Below are 15,697 nucleotides of genomic sequence, written 5' to 3' on the forward strand. Positions count from 1 at the left end.
CCAATGACGGCCGCAACCGACAGGAGGAAATCAGATGCTGCTCGCAACGACCAAAGTGGCTGATATCGATCACTTCATCCGTATCTTTTCGACCAAGGGCGCCGACAAGCGCCGGCTGCACGGCTCGAACGGCGCGACCGTCTTCCGCGACCCCAGCGAGCCCGACCGCGTCTGGGCGATCTTCGACTGGGACGCCGAGGGCTGGAAGAATTTCGTGTCCGATCCGGAGGTGCCAGCGATCCTGCAGGAAGCCGGCCATGTCGGCAAGCCGCAGGCGGCACTGCTGCTCGGCCACTACGAGGCCTGATGTCCCGCACCGGGCGCCGCCTCCCGCCAGGCGGCGCGCCCCCGACGAACCCCAAGATTTGGAGAAATCAAATGGATCCGAAACCCATCAAGATCGGCCTTGTCGCCGAACTCACCGGCCCATTGTCTTTCATGGGCGTCGCAAATGCGAACCTCACCACCATGCTCGTCGACGACATCAACGCCAAAGGCGGCCTCCTCGGCCGGCCGGTGGAACTCGTCATCGAGGATGGCGAGACCACAGACAGCGTTGCCAAGGCAAGGGCCGCGAAACTGGTCGACGTCGACAAGGTCGACGTGATCGTCGGCGGCATCTACAGTTCGACCCGCCTGGCCATCAAGAGCGAGGCGGTCACCCGGGGCAGGACGCTCTACATCTACACCGAGCAGTATGAGGGACAGGAAAACGATCCCCTGATCTTCTGCACCGGGCCCGTGCCCGCCCAGCAGGTCGAGCCGCTGATACCATGGCTCATGAACAGCACCGGCGCGAAGCGGTTCTATTTGCCGTCGGCCGACTACATCTGGCCCCATTTGCTGAACAAGGCGGCGAGCCGGGCGGTGCGCGCCAATGGCGGCGAGATCGTCGGCGAGGAGTATTTTCCGCTGGACACCGTCGATTTCCGGCGGACGGTGCAGCAGATCATGGCGAGCGGCACCGACGTGGTTTTCAACACCATCGTCCCGCCGGGCCTGACGCCGTTTCTCGAAGAGTTGCACAAGGCGGGTTTCGGCAAACGCGGCGGCAAGATCGTCTGCACCTACTTCGACGAGAACTTCTTCAATCTGGTGCCGTCCGATCAGATCGAGGGCCTCTACAGCTGCCTCGACTACTACCAGGAACTCGACGAACCGTTCGGTCGCGCGCTGTTGCGCCGCTACGGTGAACGGTTCCCGGGTGGGGCTACGCTCACCGCGGGCAGCGGATGCACCGGGCACTACCGGGCGATCAAGATGTGGGAAGCGGCGGTGAAGGAAGCGGGCAGTGCCGAGCGGGACGCGGTCATCCGGGCGCTCGATCACGCCCGCATCAGCGAGGGACCGGGTGGCCCGGCCGAAATGGTCCCCGGCCAGCACCATGTTCGCATGAACATGTACATTGCGCAGGCGCAGGGCGGTCGGTTCCGGGTTGTCAAGAATTTGGGTTCGATCGATCCCAACGAGCGCGCGCTCAGCGACGAACTGGGGTAACTGGCGGCGTCGGAACGGACAGTCCGCATCCGGCGCGGTCTTTGAAAGTGATTGGCTTTGTCACCAGAGCAGCGGGCCTTGCCGCTCGCTCCCGGCTCATGACCCCTGGCCGTACCGGAGCAGTTTGAAGCAGTCGCCGCTGCCCGACTTCGCCTGCGTCAGGAAGGGTTTCGAACGGTCGAGCCATTCCTGATGCGACCTGGCATCGGCCTCGATCGCATTGACCGGGGCCGCGCCGACGAAGCCGCGCCCTTGGCTGAACAGCCAGCAGGCGCGGGCCAGATGCTGCCTGGAGCGCTGGCGCAGCAGATCGGCATCGTAGAAGATGTCGAGCACCTCCCGCTTGACCCGGCTCTCCTTTTCCGGGTCGGCGACCGCTGCCTCCGGCGGATCGCCGCCGATCGTGTCCCGCAGGTCCTTGTAGTCGAGGGCGAGCTGGGTGGTGGCGTATTTGATCTCGCTCTCGTCGCGCACGATGTCGAACCACAGCCTGGAATCCAGCTCGTTGACGACGAAAGAGGATTCGAAATCGCGCGACAGGTTCAGCACCTCGAAGTCCGCGAGATCGACGTCTCGCTCGACCAGCAGGATCCTGGCCGCCTGTTTGCCGAGCTCTGTCCCGTGGAGGCTGACGGCGGTGTTCTTGCCGCCGAGCTGGGGGCTGAGATAGGGTCCGCCTTCATCCAGCAACTCGTCGAATTCTTCCAGCGACTGCATCACCGGCGCGCCGCGGGCAATGCGCGCGGCGAGTTTGGCGAGAACCTGCTGCAGCTCGGTCTCGCGCCGGCGCTGGTCCTGATAGTTCTGCTGGAAGAAGAAGATGAACAGCGACACGCCGATGCCGATCAGGATCACGCCCAGCTGTGAGAAGATGTTGCGATAATATTCGAGCAGCTTTTCACGATGGCGCACGTCGTTGCGCACGCTGTGGGCGACGCCAAGATTGACGATCAGCGACAGGATCAGCAGCCCGGTGCCGACCAGGATGAGGCCGCCAATGAGGAGGTAGCCATGGCCCGTGCTGAAATCCATCCGCTTATCCCAAGACCCCGCGCAGAATACTGCTATTTTGCTTCAATACCTACGGTTTCGTCGGCGATGGGGTCGATGGCGGCGAGAGACCCATGATGGGCGCGGACCGATGGCCGCATCCCTACAGATTGGCCTCGGCGAAGATGTGCGCGGCCCAATCGAGGAAGACGCGCAGGCGCGGCGAGAGCTGGCGGTTCTGCGGGTAGAGCGCCGATAGCGGCGTCGGCGAGGGCGGGCAGTCGGCCAGCACTTCGACAAGCGTGCCCTGGGCAAGGTCCTTCTCGAAGCGATAGCGCGGCGCCTGGATGAGGCCGAGGCCGAGCCGCGCCAGATCGGCGGCGGTGTCGGAATTGTTGGCAGCGACGCGGCCCGGCAGCCTGATCTCGCGGGTCTTGCCGTTGACGGTGAATTCGAAGGGCAGCACCTCGCCGGTGCGCGACGAGACGAAGCCCACGGCCTGATGGCCGTCGAGCGCGTCGGGGGAGGCGGGCACGCCGTGACGTTCGAGGTAGGCGGGGCTGGCGCAGGTCATCTCGCGGATCATCCCCAGCCGGCGCATGATCATGCCGCTGTCGGGCGGCTCGCCGACGCGGATGACGCAATCGACGCCCTCGCGCACGAGGTCGACCAGCCGGTCGCTCTGGCCGATCTGCAGGTCGATGCGGGGGTAGCGCGCAAGAAACTCCGGCAGGCGCGGCAGCAGGAAGGTGCGGGTGAGCAGCGTGCTGGCGTCGATGCGCAGCAGGCCGAAGGGCTCGGCCTTGCGGAAGGCGGCTTCCGCGTCCTCGATCTCGGCCAGGATCGACAGGCAGCGCCGGTAATAGGCCTCGCCGTCCTGCGTGGCGTTCACCTGCCGCGTCGTCCGCTCCAGCAGACGTGCGCCGAGATGTTCCTCGAGCCGGCGGATCGCTTCCGTCGCGGTTGAGCGCGGCAGGCCGAGATCGGCGGCGGCAGCGGTGAAACTGCGCCGCTCGAGCACGCGAACGAAGAGCCGCATCGTGTCCAGGCGATCCATGGCCTTTGTTCGCAGTTTCCGAATAGTGATGTCAAGTGACGGCTGATTATCCAAAAGGAGGCTGCATCTATATCCGTGTCACCAGCAACACGGAGAGACTCCCATGACAAACCAGCAGACAAAGACGGCCGACCCAATCAGAACCGCGATCGTGACCGGCGCTTCCAAGGGCATCGGTGCGGCGATCGCGCGGCGGCTCGCCCGCGACGGCTTCGCCGTCGTCGTCAACTATGCACGGGGCCGCGGCGAGGCCGAAGCGGTCGTCGGCGCGATCGAAGCCGAAGGCGGCAAGGCGATCGCCGTGCAGGCCGACATCGCCGGCCCCACCGGCATCGCCACCCTTTTCGATGCCGGCGAAAAGGCGTTCGGCGGCGTCGACATGCTGGTCAACAATGCCGGCATCATGAAGCTGTCGCCGATCGCGCAGACCGACGATGCGTCCTTCGACGCGCAGATCGCGGTCAATCTCGGCGGCGTGTTCCGGGGCATGCGCGAGGGCGCGAAACGCCTTCGCGACGGTGGCCGCATCGTCAATTTCTCCAGCAGCGTCGTCGGCTTCCTGCAGCCGGGCTACGGCGTCTACGCCGCCACCAAGGCGGCCGTCGAGGCGATGACGCATATCCTGGCCAAGGAGCTTGGCGGGCGCCGCGTCACGGTCAATGCCGTGGCGCCCGGCCCGGTCGAGACCGCGCTGTTCATGGACGGCAAGAGCCCGGCGCAGATCGAGGCCATCGGCAAGATGATCCCGCTCGGCCGGCTCGGCCAGCCCGACGACATTGCCGGCGTGGTTTCCTTCCTGGCCGGGCCGGACAGTGGCTGGGTCAACGGACAAATCATCCGTGCCAATGGCGGCGCGATCTGAGGAGGCCGACATGCAACGGACAATCCTGATCACCGCGTGCGCGCAACTCCTGGAACGGATCGGCCTTGCCGACCTGCTCCATCCCAAAGCCTGAAAACCCAATCCCTACAGAAAGGAAACGATCATGCCATTCGCCAACATCAAGCTGCCGCAGGCGGCACTCTCCAAGGCGCAGAAGGAAGACCTCATTCATCGGACCACGGCCATGTTCGTCGACTTTTTCGGCGAAGGCGTGCGGCCCACCACCATGGTGCTGGTCGAGGAGGTCGCCGACGGCGGCTATGGCCGGGCCGACGAGGTGTTCGTCATACCGGAAGCCTATCGCGCCAAGGAGTAGGCGCGAGCTGTCTCGGGCCGCTTGTTTCCCCCTGGGCGAGGAGCCCAGGTCTTGCAGCGCCGCGCCGCCCCACTGGACCGAAGGTCCGGGTGCTGGCGCTACCCTTGGAAGACTTGGGTTCCTCACCCAAGAAGGGGCGAGATCGTCCTCAATCCCTCCTGGACATTCCGACCCAGTCAGCCGCCACCTCGGCAAACAGCCAGTCGCGGAACGCCCTGATCTTCTTCTGCCGCAGCGCGCCGTCGGGATAGACGAGATAGTAGCTGGCCGCCGATTTCAGCGCGAGGTCGAAGGGCCGCACCAGCCGCCCCGCCGCGAGGTCGGCCGAGACCAATGCGCTGCGGCCGAGCAGCACGCCTTCGCCATGCACGGCGGCCTCGACGGCGAAGGTGGCGGAATCGAAGCGCACGCCGCGCTTGGGGTCGATGCCATCGACACCGGCCTGTTGCAGCCATGTCGCCCAGTCGATGCGAAAGGCGTCATGGATCAATTTGTGGTGCCTGAGGTCCCCGGGCCGGCGCAGGGGATGTTCGCCTTGCAGCAGTTCCGGGCTGCAGACCGGGAAGACCTCCTCGTCAGCGAGAAATTCCGCCGTCACGCCGGTGTATCCGCCCTTGCCGTAGCGGATGGCGATGTCGATGCCGTCGCTGACGAAATCGGCCAGCACGCCCGAGGTCGCCAGCCGCACGTCGATATCGGCATTGGCGCGGTGGAAGCGATGCAGCCTCGGCACCAGCCAGCGGCCGGCGAAGCCGTCCGACGTCGAGACGTTCAGGATGCGCGTCGAGCGGTCGGGCGTGGCGGCGATGGTGGCGGCGGCGATCCGGTCCAGCGCCTTGCCGACCTCGACCGCATAGGCCGCGCCCACGGCGGTCAGGCGCACGGATCGCGTTCCCCGATCGAACAGCTGGATGCCGAGCCTGTCCTCGATGTTGCGGATGGCGCGGCTGACCGCGCCATGGGTGAGGTTGAGCTCGTCGGCCGCCCTGGAGAAGCTCAGATGCCGGGCGGCGGCGTCGAACGCGGGCAGGGCGGTGAGGGGCGGCAATCGTCGCGGCATGATCGAGACCTGTGAGCGTTGCTCACAAATCCTGCACAAAGAGTCGTTTGTCGTCCAGCCCGGAAATGCCCAATATCAGGGCGTACCGCATCGATGTCGACCTTTCCGGTTCTCCGATGCGTTGAAAGACCAACGATATGTGTGAGCGATCGTCATGCTCGCCCGATGGGCGGCACCGGCACGTTTGCGCCCTGACGAACATAGGAGACAGACAATGACCTTGACCCTTGGACCCATCGGCGCCGCGATGAGCGGCCTTGCCACGCGCAGCATGGCGGCATTCGAGCGCCGCCGCGTGCTGCGCCGGATTTCCCGGTTTTCCGACCGCCGCCTGCGGGACATCGGCCTGGAGCGCGACTGGGACGGTTCGATCTTGCCCAATGGGAGGGGGATATGACCAGCACCCTGATCATCGGCGCGACGGGGCTTCTGGGCAGCGAAATGGCCAAGGCCAGCGCGCGCAATGGCGACAGCCTGCATGTCCTGGTTCGGGCAGCTACTTCAGCCAACGAAGAGCGGATGCGGCCGCTCAGGGAATTGGGCGCGACGGTGCATGTCGGCGATCTCGACGATTATGACAGCCTTGTGCGCGCCGTCGGCAAGGTCGACCGCGTCATCAGTTCGGTGCATGTCGGTTCGGCCAGCGAGATGACGCTGGTGCGCGCCGTCAGGGATGTCGGCGTCTCCCGCTTCGTGCCCTCCGCCGGCTTCGGCCTCGACTTTGCCGCCGCTGCCCCCGGCACGATCGCGCCGCTCGACATCAAGAGGGCCGTGTTCGACGCGGTCAGGGAGGCGGATCTGCCTTATACGGTGATCTACACCAACGGCTTCTTCTCCACCTGGGTGGCGACGCTGGGCGACCTGACGCGCTTCGGTTCGGCCGTGCTGCCGCCGGATGAGGTGACGCTCTATGGCGACGGCAACGTGCCGGCGACCTTCGTCAGCGAGAAGGATATCGCCGCCGTCACCATGCGGGCGCTGGCGGATCCCGCCGCTGTCCGCACGGAGATCCGCATCGCGCGAAACAGGATCACGCAGGGCGCGATGATCGATCTGTGGCGCCGGGTCAGCGGCCGCTCGCCGCGCGTCGTGAAGATGAGCGCGCAGGAGCTGGAGGGGTTGATCGCCGCGGTCCCCGGCCTCGGTCTGCTGCGGGCCTTCTGGATCCGTGGCGAGACCGCGCTTGAAACGGACACTCCGGAGGCGGGTGCGCTTTATCCGGAGCTGAGGTTCGAGACGGTCGAAAGTGCTTTCGTAGCGCTGGCCGAGAGGGGTGGAAGGGCTGGGTGAAGGCTCGCTGAACGGCCGGCACGACAGAGGGGGGCGCCGCAGGGGCGCGGCGGGCACAATTGGCTCTGCGACGATGGTTGACCGCGCCGCTCATCCGGCCGATAGGTCCGCGCGACCACTCCGAGACCTGCAATGACCGACCTCAAAGATGCAACCCGCGCCCCCGACTGGCAGGACGATGTCCGCCAGGGCGTGCGCCATGTGCGCGACCTTGACCGCCTGCCGCTGTCGCCGGCCGAGCGCGCAGCCGCTCAAGCAGCCGCCGCGCTGCACAAGGTGCGTGCGCCAAAAGCCTATCTCGACCTGATCGACTGGAATGACCCGGCCGATCCGATCCGAGCGCAAGTCATCCCGTCACTGGGCGAACTGGAGGAGGTGGAGGGCGAGCTTGGCGATCCGATCGCCGACCATGAGTTCAGTCCGGTGCCGCGATTGACGCACCGCCATGCCGACCGGGTGCTGCTGTTCCCGACCTATCAATGCGCGGTCTACTGCCGGTTCTGCTTCCGCAAGGAATCGCTGACCTCGATCGGCCGCGGCTATACGCGCGAGGCGCTCGAGCCGGCGCTGGCCTATATCGCGGATCATCCCGAGATCCGCGAGGTGATCCTGACCGGCGGCGACCCGCTGTCGCTGCCCGACAAGGCCCTGGCCGAAATCTTCGCGCGCATCGAGGCGATCCCGCATGTGCGGCTGCTGCGCATCCACACGCGCGTGCCGGTGGCGCTGCCGTCGCGCATCACATCCGGGCTGGTCGCTGTGCTGCAGGGCCGGCTGATGGTCACGGTCGTCACGCATTTCAACCACGCGCGGGAGATCACGCCCGCGACCGAGGTGGCATGCCGGATCATGCGGCAGGCGGGCTTCGTGCTGCTCAACCAGAGCGTTCTGCTCAAGGGCGTCAACGACAGTGTCGAAGTGCTGGAGGAGCTCTGCCGCGAGCTGATGTACCGGCTGGGCGTAAAACCCTACTACCTGCACCATGGCGACCTGGCGCGCGGCATGGCGCACCGGCGCACCACGATCGCGCAGGGCCAGGCGCTGGTGGAAGCGCTGAGGGCACGCCTGTCGGGCATCTGCAATCCCGTCTATGTGCTCGACCTGCCGGAAGGCGGCGGCAAGGTGCCGATCGGGCCATGTCCTATCGAGGGCCGCGACGGGGAGAGCTGGCGGATACGCGGGCAGGACGGCGCGGTGAGGACCTATCGGGAGATCGTCGGCGAATAGATCGGCGCTATTGCCCGACAAACGCCAACACCACCACGCGCGGGGCGACGCAGTAGGCGAGGCTGACCATGCGGCCGGTCTTCGTCGTCGCGCGGCCGGCATCGAGGTCCACGGCGATGTCCTCGTAGCCCAGCACCTGGCGATCGAGCGGAAAGGCTGCCTTGTAGACCGCCTCCTTGGCGGCAAACAGGATGCGGCCGGCAAGCCGCGGATCCGCCGCGCCGGTGCGATCCGCGGCGGTTGCAACGATCGCGAAAATGTCGTCGGGCAAGGGTTCGGCGGGCTCGACGTCAATGCCGAGAGAGACGATACCGCCGACAGGCGCGACCGCCGCGACGGCCATGTCGTCGTCATGGGCGAGCGAGCCAATTATCCCGTCCGGCCAGACCGGAGCGCCGGATGGCGCGCGTGGGATGGCGAGGTCGCTGATGCCGGCATCGGCCAGCAGCCGGTGCGCGATCCAGCGGGCGGCGCCGCTGGCGCGCCGCATGGCCGGCCGGCGCGCGGGGATGCAGCGCGCTTCCTCGGGCAGCAGATGGGTCTCGTCCGCATGGCCTATCACCCGGCATCCGGTCAGGACATTCCGGGGCGCGATTGCCGCCATCGCCTCGGCCAGCGCGGCTTCAGGGGAGGGCGGCCGGGTCAATGGTCATCCCTTCGCCAGGACGAGGTCGGCGATCATTTCTCCGTCCTCGTCGAGCCCTTCTTCCACGAAACCGGCGGTGCGATAGAGCTGGCGTGCCGCTTCATTCTCCGGTTCGTAGCAGATCGAGACGTGCCTGACGTGACCGAGCCCGCCGATCTCGTGCAGCACCGCGCGCAACGCGGCCTTGCCGTAGCCTCTGCCCTGCCAGGCGCGGTCGATCATGAAGCGGTAGATGCGCGCCTCGTCGTCATCTTCCGGCGCGTCGTACATCAGGAAACCGACGAGGCGATCCCCGGCCATGATTGCGCGGGGCCGCGCGTCCTCGTCGGATTGGGACTCCTCCAGCGACTCTGCGTTGCCAGCGACAAAATCCATCTGCTCCGGCGCCAGTTCCAGCGACGCGACCAAGGCCCGATTGGCCTTGGTCACTGGGGCGAGACGGATTTCTCCGGCCTTCAAGCCGACGCCTTGGCGCCGTCATTCGTGACCGGGATCACGAAGCGATGCAGCTTGGCCGGGTTGCCGCGCCAGATCGAGTAGGGCTCCAGTTCCTCGCCCTTCATCACGAAGGAATCGGTGTCGGCCACCGAGCCTTCGCCCATCACGACGCCGTAATGGACAAAGGCGGACGGTCCGAGCGTGCAGCCTTTGCCGATGCGGATATAGTCGGACTTGAACGCGCCTTCCTCCAGCGAGTGAGCCTGGATGACGCAGCCCTCGTTGAGCGTGACGTCATCGCCGATCTCGACCAGCGAGCGCTCGGTGAGGTTGGCTCCGCCATCATAGACGCGGCTACCGACCTTGACGCCCAGCATGCGCAGGATCATCGGCCGGAAAGGCGTGCCGGAGAACAGGCGCACGATCGGAGAATCGGCAAGCTTCCAATGGCGTTCGTGGCGCCAGAAGGCGACGTCGTAGATCGTCGTCATCTGCGGCTTCAGCCTGCCGAAGCCAAGGCTTGCCCGCTCGACAAAGATGTAGAACGGAATGGTGATCGCCGAGGTCAGGAGCACGGCGGCGAAGAGAGCGACTTCAGCCCATTCGGTGTAGTAGTTCAGCGCCCGGTCCCAGATCGCCAGCGTGGCGAACAGCATGACCCATTGTGTGGCCATGAACAGAAGGATCGTCACCGCGTTGTGCAGGTTCTTGTGCGGGATGCGCTGGCGTCGGTCCGCCTCGTCGACGCCGGCGATGAGTTCCTTGTCGCGATTGACCATGCGCGGGATTTCAAAGGCAGGCGAACCCAGCAGCCCGACATTCTCGCGCACCGGCCCATCGATGGGGATCATCACCTTGGTGCCAAGCAGGACGTTGTCGCCCGTGCGTCCATCCGGCGGGTAATAGATGTTGTTGCCAAGATAGTTGCGTTCGCCGATGCGCGTCCGCTCGAGCCGGAACGCGGAGGCGGATTTGTGCATGTTGATCATGAACAGGCCGTCCGACACCATGGTCTCGGTGCCGATCTCGCACAGAAGCGGGTTTTCGTGCTGCTGGTTGGAGCCGAAATTGGAGCCGGTCTGCACCACCTTGTTGAGGTTCCATCCGATGGCGCGCATGTAATAGACGATTGCCGAACTGTCGCCGAACAGCAGCCCCAGCACGCGGGAATTGCTGGTGAACTCGGTGGCGGCCTGCAGCCAGTAGCGGAAGCCGTAAAGCGTGTAGGTGCGGCCGGGTTTCAGGATCACGCTGAGCAGGCGCGGCAGCACCGTCGCGGCGATAAAAGCCGTGGCGATATAGCCGAAAAGCGTGACCGTGGTGCCGACGGCGACCACGCCGATCGTCTCCTGATAGTCGTCGCCGACATTTTCCCAATAGCTGTGGAACAGCAGCGGCAGCGGGATGACAATGGCAAACAGCCCGATCAGCTGGACCGCCTCGAAGAGGAAGCGCCGGATGTCGGAAGGGTTTTCGTTGCGCACCTTGCAATAGTCCGCCGTGGTCGGCACGGCCGGCGAGCCATGCCAGTGTTCGCCATCGGGGATGCTTTGCCCGCGCTGCAGCGAGGACGAATGGCCGAGCTGGGCGCCGTCGCCGATCGAGGCGTCGATGTCGAGCGTCGAGCCGACGCCGACGAAGGCATCGCGGCCGATGGTCAGCGGTCCCATGTGGATGTAGCCGGACTGCGCGCGAAAGCCGAGGATCAGCGATTCCTTGCGCAGGATGGTGTTGGCGCCAATCGAGATCAGATCCGTACAGACCGGCACGGATTTGGATTCGATGACGGCGTTCTTCCCGATCCTGGTTCCCAGCATCTGCAGATAGAAGCTGTAGAGCGGGCTGCCGCGGAACAGCACGACAGGGGCGGTGCGGATCAAGGTCTTGACCACCCAGAAGCGGTAGTAGCGCAGGCCCCAGATGGGGAAGGCTTCCGCCTTCCAGCGGCCGACGAGTACCCATTTCGCCAGGACGGCAAAGCCCGTCATGCCGAAGAACACGCCGGCCGATAGCGCCACGCACCTGATATAGAGCTGCAGCGGATCGTCGAGCGTGTCATACATCCAGTTGAGGCCGATGTTGAGCGCCCACAGGCCCGCATAGCTGTAGACCGCGTAGAACAGCAACTGCGCCATTCCACAGGTCCAGTAGGCAAGATTCGATGCCCGGCGGGTGAGGACAGGCTCGTTGGCGGCGGTCGTCACCTCTTCCGAGACGCTCAGGTGCTTGGCCAGGCGCGCCACCGTCGGATGGAGATAGATGTCGCGCATGGACGTCGTCGCCCATTCCTTGCGAGTGCGCACGCGGGCGCAGAAATGCGCCATCAGCAGGGAGTTGGCGCCGAGATCGTCGAAGAAATTGTCCTCGACCGACACTTCGTCGAATTTCAGCACCGCGGCCAGGGCCTCGGCCAGGAAGCGCTCGTCGTCATTGCCGGGGGCAACCATCTCCCGGTCGGCGGAAAGCCGCACGCTTGTCGGCTTCGGCAGCTGGCGAAGGTCCACCTTGTTGGAGACCGTCATCGGGATCGCGGGCAGTTCCTCGAGATAGGAAGGCACCATGTAGTCCGGCAGGCGACGCTTCATCGTCTGGGCGAGATCGGCGCGCGAGAGCGCCGGCTGGCCGGCCTTGGGCGCGTAATAGGCGACGAGTTCGACGCGGCCGGGCTCGATCTCCCAGGTGGTGACGGCCGCCTGCGCGATCTCCGGCTGGTCCAGCAGCACCGCCTCGATCTCGCCGAGCTCGATGCGATAGCCGCGGATCTTGACCTGGGTGTCGATGCGCCCGGCATATTCGATCTCGCCATCGCCGTTGATCCGGCCAAGGTCGCCCGTGCGGTAGATGCGCTGCGACGGGTTGTTCGGCAGGCCGATGAAATCGGCGATGAACTTCTGTTCCGTCAGGTCCTGCCTGTTGAGGTAGCCGACCGCGAGCCCGATGCCGGCAATGCCGATCTCGCCCAGTTCGCTGGGCTCGGCCAGTTCCGGCAGCGACGGGTCGAGGATGACGATGGAATAGGTGGGCAGCGGCGCGCCGATGGTGACGGGCTTGTCCGGCGTCAGCGCGCCCATCGTAGCCGTGACGGTCGCCTCGGTCGGGCCATAGGTGTTGAGGATCTGCCGGCCCGGCGTCGACCAGCGCACCACCAGATTGTGCGGGCAGGCCTCGCCGCCGACCAGCAGCGTGCGCAGGCTGGGCACATCCGATGTCATCGACGACAGCAGCGTCGGGCTGCAGGCCATGCAGGTGATTTCATGGTATCGCAGGAAATCCGCCAGTTCCTCGCCGACGAGCGGCATCTGGCCGGGCGCGGGCACCACGGTCGCGCCGGCGACGAACGGCACCCAGATCTCCTCGGAGGAAAAGTCGAAGGCAATCGTCATGCCCTGGTAGACGCGATCGCCCGGCCTGTAGCCGTAGGATGCGGCGGCGACCCGGATGAAGTTGACGAAGCTCTGGTGCCGGATGGCCACGCCCTTCGGCCTGCCGGTCGTTCCCGACGTGTACAGGATGTAGCAAATGTCTTCCGCCGGCGCCTTTTGCGGCTTCAGCGGCGCGCTGGACTGTTTGGCGATCTCGGCGGCGGCGCTGTCGATCAGCACATGGGGGACCGGCAGCTGGTCGGCCCGCGACGCATAGGTGGCGATGGTGACGATCAGGCTGACGCTGGCGTCTTCGATGATGAGCGCCATGCGCTCTTGCGGAAAGGCGGTGGCCAGCGGCACGAAGGCGGCCCCCGCCTTCACGACGGCGAGCAAGGCGACATAGGTCTCCGCCGACCGGTCGAGAATGAGCCCGACCCGGTGGCCCGGCCGCACGCCGCGCTTGATCAGCACACGGGCGAACTGGTTGGCGCGGCTGTCCAGCTCCTGATACGTCCAGACATTTCCGTCGGAGATCACCGCCGGCAAGGTGGCGAATGTTGCGGCGAGCTCTTCGAAGAACGCGTCGAGCCGCTCGTCGGGCTGGCCTGCGCGGGCGAAATCGGCGCCGGTCAGAATCTGGGCATGCGCGGCCCGCTGAGCGGCCCTTACAAGGGTATCGACGCCCGCCAGGCCATTTTGGGCCAGCCCGGTTTCGGGCTCCGCGCCCGGTCGTGCCGTGTCCCTGTCCAGGCTGGCAAAGTCGACACCGTAATCCATTTCCATACTTTCTCGTCCTGGCCGCGCATCGCCCGGCTGTTCATGCCGCCGTTCGAGCAGGCATTTTCGGCAGTGCCGCTGCTGCAATTTGACCCTTGTCGATGGCGGACCGAAAGTTCCGAAAAGGAAGTCCCCACAGTCCCCCGCGGGATGGTTATGCCATCCGATCTTTTCGCCAGTTTTTCCGAATTGTTGAAACTTGTTTCTGAATTGTGTCTGAGCGCTCCTCCTGCCTTGCCCTTGAAGGTCTTTTCCGGAGGTGATGCCGCCGCCTTTCACCCAGATCCTGTCTGGCCGCGCCCCTTGAATCCCCGCCTCTCAAAAAAATTTCACCACCCCCGGGAATAAAGCACCGCCTTGCCGGGTCTTCCCTTCAGCGGGGCCAATCCGGTCCGCGACGCGAAGAAACGAAACAAGGATTTACGAACATGACCAAGCTCGCTCTCAGCGTGGCCGCGATGTTGCTTGCCTCGAGTGCCGCCTTTGCCGGCAGCGACCATTTCGGCGCCGACACTGTCAATCAGCCTGTCGCTTCCGTCGACACCAATGCCACCGCCTCGATCCCCTACACCGCGCACCCGGCCGGCGTCGACACCAAGGTGACGACCGGGCCGAGCCAAGGTTCGGTCCAGGACATCATCAACCGGCACAACGACGACGGTCTCTGGGGCCGCTGAGCGCCCCCGACCTTCGAACTCGTTCTCAAACCTCACAAACAGGAAGCACCGACATGAAAACCCTCGCTCTCACCGCCGCCGCCATCCTCGTGGCCACCACCGGCGCCTTTGCCGGCAGCGACCATTTTGGCGACCGCACCGCCAACCAGACGGCCGCCATGGTCGACAACACCCACACCGCCTCGATCCGCAAGGCCGACATGGTCCGGCTCGGTGTCCAGGCGACAACGAAATCTGACGCGGACGAACCAGGCCAGGGCATCTGGGGCAACTGAGTTCTGGGTCCGGACCGCTCTCGAGGGTCCTGACCCAGCCCGCGATCAGGACGGAGGGCCATGTGGCGTGGCCCTCCGTCGCCCTTCCGCCACAACAACCCAGGAGACCACCATGTTCACCATGACACGCCGCACAGTGCTTCAATCCGCCGCCGCCGCTGCTGCCTTCGGCCTTGCCGGCAAGCTCGAATTCGCCCGCCCCGCTTTCGCGCAGACCCCGGTCGAGCCGACCGTCGGCTTCTACAAATACACGGTCGGCGACATCGAGGTCACCGCCATCTACGACGGCATCTGGAAGAAGCCGCACGACCCGGCCTTTATCAAGGATGTCTCGGTCGAAGACACCAAGGCGGCGCTCGCCAAGGCGGGGCTGACCACCGACTTCATGCCCATCCCGCTCACCGTCGTCGTGCTGAAGATGGGCGGCAAGCTGATCATGATGGATGCGGGCTCGGGCGTCGGCCAGTGGCAGGCCAATGCCACGCACCTGCCGGCCAACATGGCCGCCGCCGGCATCGACTACAAGGCGATCGACACCATCATGATCTCGCATTTCCACCCCGACCATGTCTGGGGCCTGATGGAGAAGGGCACCAACACGCCGGTGTTCCCCAATGCCGAGCTGATCGTCAACGCCACCGAATACAATTGGTGGACCGACCCGAGCCGGCTGGCCAAGCTGCCGGAGGGCCGCAAGCCGGCGGGCAAGCGCATCGCCGAAAACTTCCCGAAATGGAAGAACTGGAAGCTGGTTCAGGACGGCGCGGAAGTGGCGCCGGGCATCCAGATCGTCGCCGCGCCCGGCCACACGCCGGGACATTCGGTGTACCTCGCCAATTCCGGCAAGGAGCAGCTGATGATCTCGGCCGACACCATGTATGTGCCGGCACTGCTGGCGCCGCATCCGGAATGGCAGGGCGCCTACGACCAGGATGGGCCGACCGCGATTGCCACGCGCCACAAGATCATCGACCGGGTGATCGCGGACAATATCCGCATTTCCGGGTCGCATTTCCCGTTCCCCGGCACCGGCGTCTTCGTCAAGGACGGGAGTGCCTATGGCTTCTCTCCCGTTCAGATTTGAGACCGTTTGGAAACTCTACTCTGGCGGCCATCTGAAGGCGTTTTCTGCGCTTCCGGTGCTCACGGACCCGAACGTCCGCTCCGCTCCGGTTCTCGAAACCACCATCATATGACTC

General features: G+C 65.4%; 16 protein-coding genes. 10 read left to right on the plus strand and 6 right to left on the minus strand.

Annotation, left to right across the window (positions count from 1 at the left end; translation table 11 throughout):
- Positions 1-34: 34 nt before the first annotated feature.
- Positions 35-307 (plus strand): hypothetical protein, encoded by a 273-nt coding sequence (locus FJV80_RS16165; protein WP_010910579.1) that lies wholly within the window; start codon positions 35-37, stop codon positions 305-307.
- A gap of 71 nt (positions 308-378) precedes the next feature.
- Complete coding sequence (locus tag FJV80_RS16170; RefSeq protein ID WP_142876907.1) at positions 379-1,497, plus strand: substrate-binding protein; 1,119 nt, start codon at positions 379-381, stop codon at positions 1,495-1,497.
- Positions 1,498-1,593: 96 nt separating this feature from the next.
- Here FJV80_RS16170 and FJV80_RS16175 read toward each other — a convergent pair whose 3' ends face one another.
- Both FJV80_RS16175 and FJV80_RS16180 read right to left on the minus strand, forming a co-directional pair.
- Positions 1,594-2,529: a hypothetical protein gene (locus FJV80_RS16175; RefSeq protein WP_142876908.1), complete on the minus strand. Its 936-nt coding sequence runs from the start codon at positions 2,527-2,529 to the stop codon at positions 1,594-1,596.
- A 121-nt stretch (positions 2,530-2,650) separates the two neighbouring features.
- On the minus strand, positions 2,651-3,544 hold the full coding sequence (locus tag FJV80_RS16180; RefSeq protein WP_095789310.1) for a LysR family transcriptional regulator: 894 nt from the start codon (positions 3,542-3,544) through the stop codon (positions 2,651-2,653).
- 103 nt (positions 3,545-3,647) lie between these two features.
- Here FJV80_RS16180 and FJV80_RS16185 point away from each other — a divergent pair, with 103 nt between their 5' ends.
- On the plus strand, positions 3,648-4,406 hold the full coding sequence (locus FJV80_RS16185) for an SDR family oxidoreductase (protein ID WP_142876909.1): 759 nt from the start codon (positions 3,648-3,650) through the stop codon (positions 4,404-4,406).
- Between the two features lie 124 nt (positions 4,407-4,530).
- Positions 4,531-4,743 (plus strand): 4-oxalocrotonate tautomerase family protein, encoded by a 213-nt coding sequence (locus FJV80_RS16190; protein WP_010910572.1) that lies wholly within the window; start codon positions 4,531-4,533, stop codon positions 4,741-4,743.
- 148 nt (positions 4,744-4,891) lie between these two features.
- Here FJV80_RS16190 and gcvA read toward each other — a convergent pair whose 3' ends face one another.
- Entirely contained in the window at positions 4,892-5,803 is a 912-nt protein-coding gene (gcvA, locus tag FJV80_RS16195) for a transcriptional regulator GcvA (RefSeq protein WP_142876910.1), read from the minus strand.
- Between the two features lie 214 nt (positions 5,804-6,017).
- Between gcvA and FJV80_RS16200 the strand changes: the two genes are divergently transcribed.
- The 3 genes from FJV80_RS16200 to FJV80_RS16210 all read left to right on the plus strand — a co-directional run bounded on the left by FJV80_RS16200 (position 6,018) and on the right by FJV80_RS16210 (position 8,320).
- Positions 6,018-6,200, plus strand: a complete 183-nt coding sequence (locus tag FJV80_RS16200; RefSeq protein ID WP_142876911.1) for a DUF1127 domain-containing protein — start codon at positions 6,018-6,020, stop codon at positions 6,198-6,200.
- Positions 6,197-7,093 carry an NmrA family NAD(P)-binding protein gene (locus FJV80_RS16205; protein ID WP_142876912.1) on the plus strand — a complete coding sequence of 299 codons (897 nt, stop codon included), beginning with the start codon at positions 6,197-6,199 and terminating at the stop codon, positions 7,091-7,093. Before FJV80_RS16200 ends, FJV80_RS16205 begins: the two co-directional genes overlap by 4 nt.
- Positions 7,094-7,225: 132 nt before the next feature.
- The gene (locus tag FJV80_RS16210) at positions 7,226-8,320 is read left to right on the plus strand and encodes a KamA family radical SAM protein (protein ID WP_142876913.1); all 1,095 of its coding nucleotides are present in this window, start codon (positions 7,226-7,228) and stop codon (positions 8,318-8,320) included.
- A 7-nt stretch (positions 8,321-8,327) separates the two neighbouring features.
- Here the strand turns inward: FJV80_RS16210 and FJV80_RS16215 are convergent, their stop codons facing one another.
- The 3 genes from FJV80_RS16215 to FJV80_RS16225 are packed head-to-tail and all read right to left on the minus strand — an operon-like array spanning position 8,328 to position 13,552.
- The gene (locus FJV80_RS16215; protein WP_142876914.1) at positions 8,328-8,966 is read right to left on the minus strand and encodes a 4'-phosphopantetheinyl transferase superfamily protein; all 639 of its coding nucleotides are present in this window, start codon (positions 8,964-8,966) and stop codon (positions 8,328-8,330) included.
- Positions 8,967-8,969: 3 nt separating this feature from the next.
- Entirely contained in the window at positions 8,970-9,425 is a 456-nt protein-coding gene (locus FJV80_RS16220) for a GNAT family N-acetyltransferase (RefSeq protein WP_095793557.1), read from the minus strand.
- Positions 9,422-13,552: a Pls/PosA family non-ribosomal peptide synthetase gene (locus tag FJV80_RS16225; protein ID WP_142876915.1), complete on the minus strand. Its 4,131-nt coding sequence runs from the start codon at positions 13,550-13,552 to the stop codon at positions 9,422-9,424. The genes FJV80_RS16220 and FJV80_RS16225 overlap by 4 nt, the downstream gene beginning before the upstream one ends.
- A 422-nt stretch (positions 13,553-13,974) precedes the next feature.
- Between FJV80_RS16225 and FJV80_RS16230 the strand changes: the two genes are divergently transcribed.
- From FJV80_RS16230 to FJV80_RS16240, 3 genes are all read left to right on the plus strand, one after another.
- Positions 13,975-14,223, plus strand: a complete 249-nt coding sequence (locus tag FJV80_RS16230) for a DUF680 domain-containing protein (RefSeq protein WP_095775135.1) — start codon at positions 13,975-13,977, stop codon at positions 14,221-14,223.
- 53 nt (positions 14,224-14,276) lie between these two features.
- Positions 14,277-14,498: a DUF680 domain-containing protein gene (locus tag FJV80_RS16235; protein WP_142876916.1), complete on the plus strand. Its 222-nt coding sequence runs from the start codon at positions 14,277-14,279 to the stop codon at positions 14,496-14,498.
- A 112-nt stretch (positions 14,499-14,610) separates the two neighbouring features.
- Positions 14,611-15,582: an MBL fold metallo-hydrolase gene (locus tag FJV80_RS16240; RefSeq protein ID WP_142876917.1), complete on the plus strand. Its 972-nt coding sequence runs from the start codon at positions 14,611-14,613 to the stop codon at positions 15,580-15,582.
- Positions 15,583-15,697 lie beyond the last annotated feature (115 nt).

This window comes from Mesorhizobium sp. WSM4310 (assembly GCF_007003935.1).
Classification (GTDB): domain Bacteria; phylum Pseudomonadota; class Alphaproteobacteria; order Rhizobiales; family Rhizobiaceae; genus Mesorhizobium.

What these genes read in the sequence shown, in the direction of transcription:
- FJV80_RS16165 (WP_010910579.1), top strand. Translation starts at nt 35, where the DNA reads ATGCTGCTCGCAACGACCAAAGTGGCTGATATCGATCACTTCATCCGT.
- FJV80_RS16170 (WP_142876907.1), top strand. Translation starts at nt 379, where the DNA reads ATGGATCCGAAACCCATCAAGATCGGCCTTGTCGCCGAACTCACCGGC.
- FJV80_RS16175 (WP_142876908.1), bottom strand. Translation starts at nt 2,529, where the DNA reads ATGGATTTCAGCACGGGCCATGGCTACCTCCTCATTGGCGGCCTCATC.
- FJV80_RS16180 (WP_095789310.1), bottom strand. Translation starts at nt 3,544, where the DNA reads ATGGATCGCCTGGACACGATGCGGCTCTTCGTTCGCGTGCTCGAGCGG.
- FJV80_RS16185 (WP_142876909.1), top strand. Translation starts at nt 3,648, where the DNA reads ATGACAAACCAGCAGACAAAGACGGCCGACCCAATCAGAACCGCGATC.
- FJV80_RS16190 (WP_010910572.1), top strand. Translation starts at nt 4,531, where the DNA reads ATGCCATTCGCCAACATCAAGCTGCCGCAGGCGGCACTCTCCAAGGCG.
- gcvA (WP_142876910.1), bottom strand. Translation starts at nt 5,803, where the DNA reads ATGCCGCGACGATTGCCGCCCCTCACCGCCCTGCCCGCGTTCGACGCC.
- FJV80_RS16200 (WP_142876911.1), top strand. Translation starts at nt 6,018, where the DNA reads ATGACCTTGACCCTTGGACCCATCGGCGCCGCGATGAGCGGCCTTGCC.
- FJV80_RS16205 (WP_142876912.1), top strand. Translation starts at nt 6,197, where the DNA reads ATGACCAGCACCCTGATCATCGGCGCGACGGGGCTTCTGGGCAGCGAA.
- FJV80_RS16210 (WP_142876913.1), top strand. Translation starts at nt 7,226, where the DNA reads ATGACCGACCTCAAAGATGCAACCCGCGCCCCCGACTGGCAGGACGAT.
- FJV80_RS16225 (WP_142876915.1), bottom strand. Translation starts at nt 13,552, where the DNA reads ATGGAAATGGATTACGGTGTCGACTTTGCCAGCCTGGACAGGGACACG.
- FJV80_RS16230 (WP_095775135.1), top strand. Translation starts at nt 13,975, where the DNA reads ATGACCAAGCTCGCTCTCAGCGTGGCCGCGATGTTGCTTGCCTCGAGT.
- FJV80_RS16235 (WP_142876916.1), top strand. Translation starts at nt 14,277, where the DNA reads ATGAAAACCCTCGCTCTCACCGCCGCCGCCATCCTCGTGGCCACCACC.
- FJV80_RS16240 (WP_142876917.1), top strand. Translation starts at nt 14,611, where the DNA reads ATGTTCACCATGACACGCCGCACAGTGCTTCAATCCGCCGCCGCCGCT.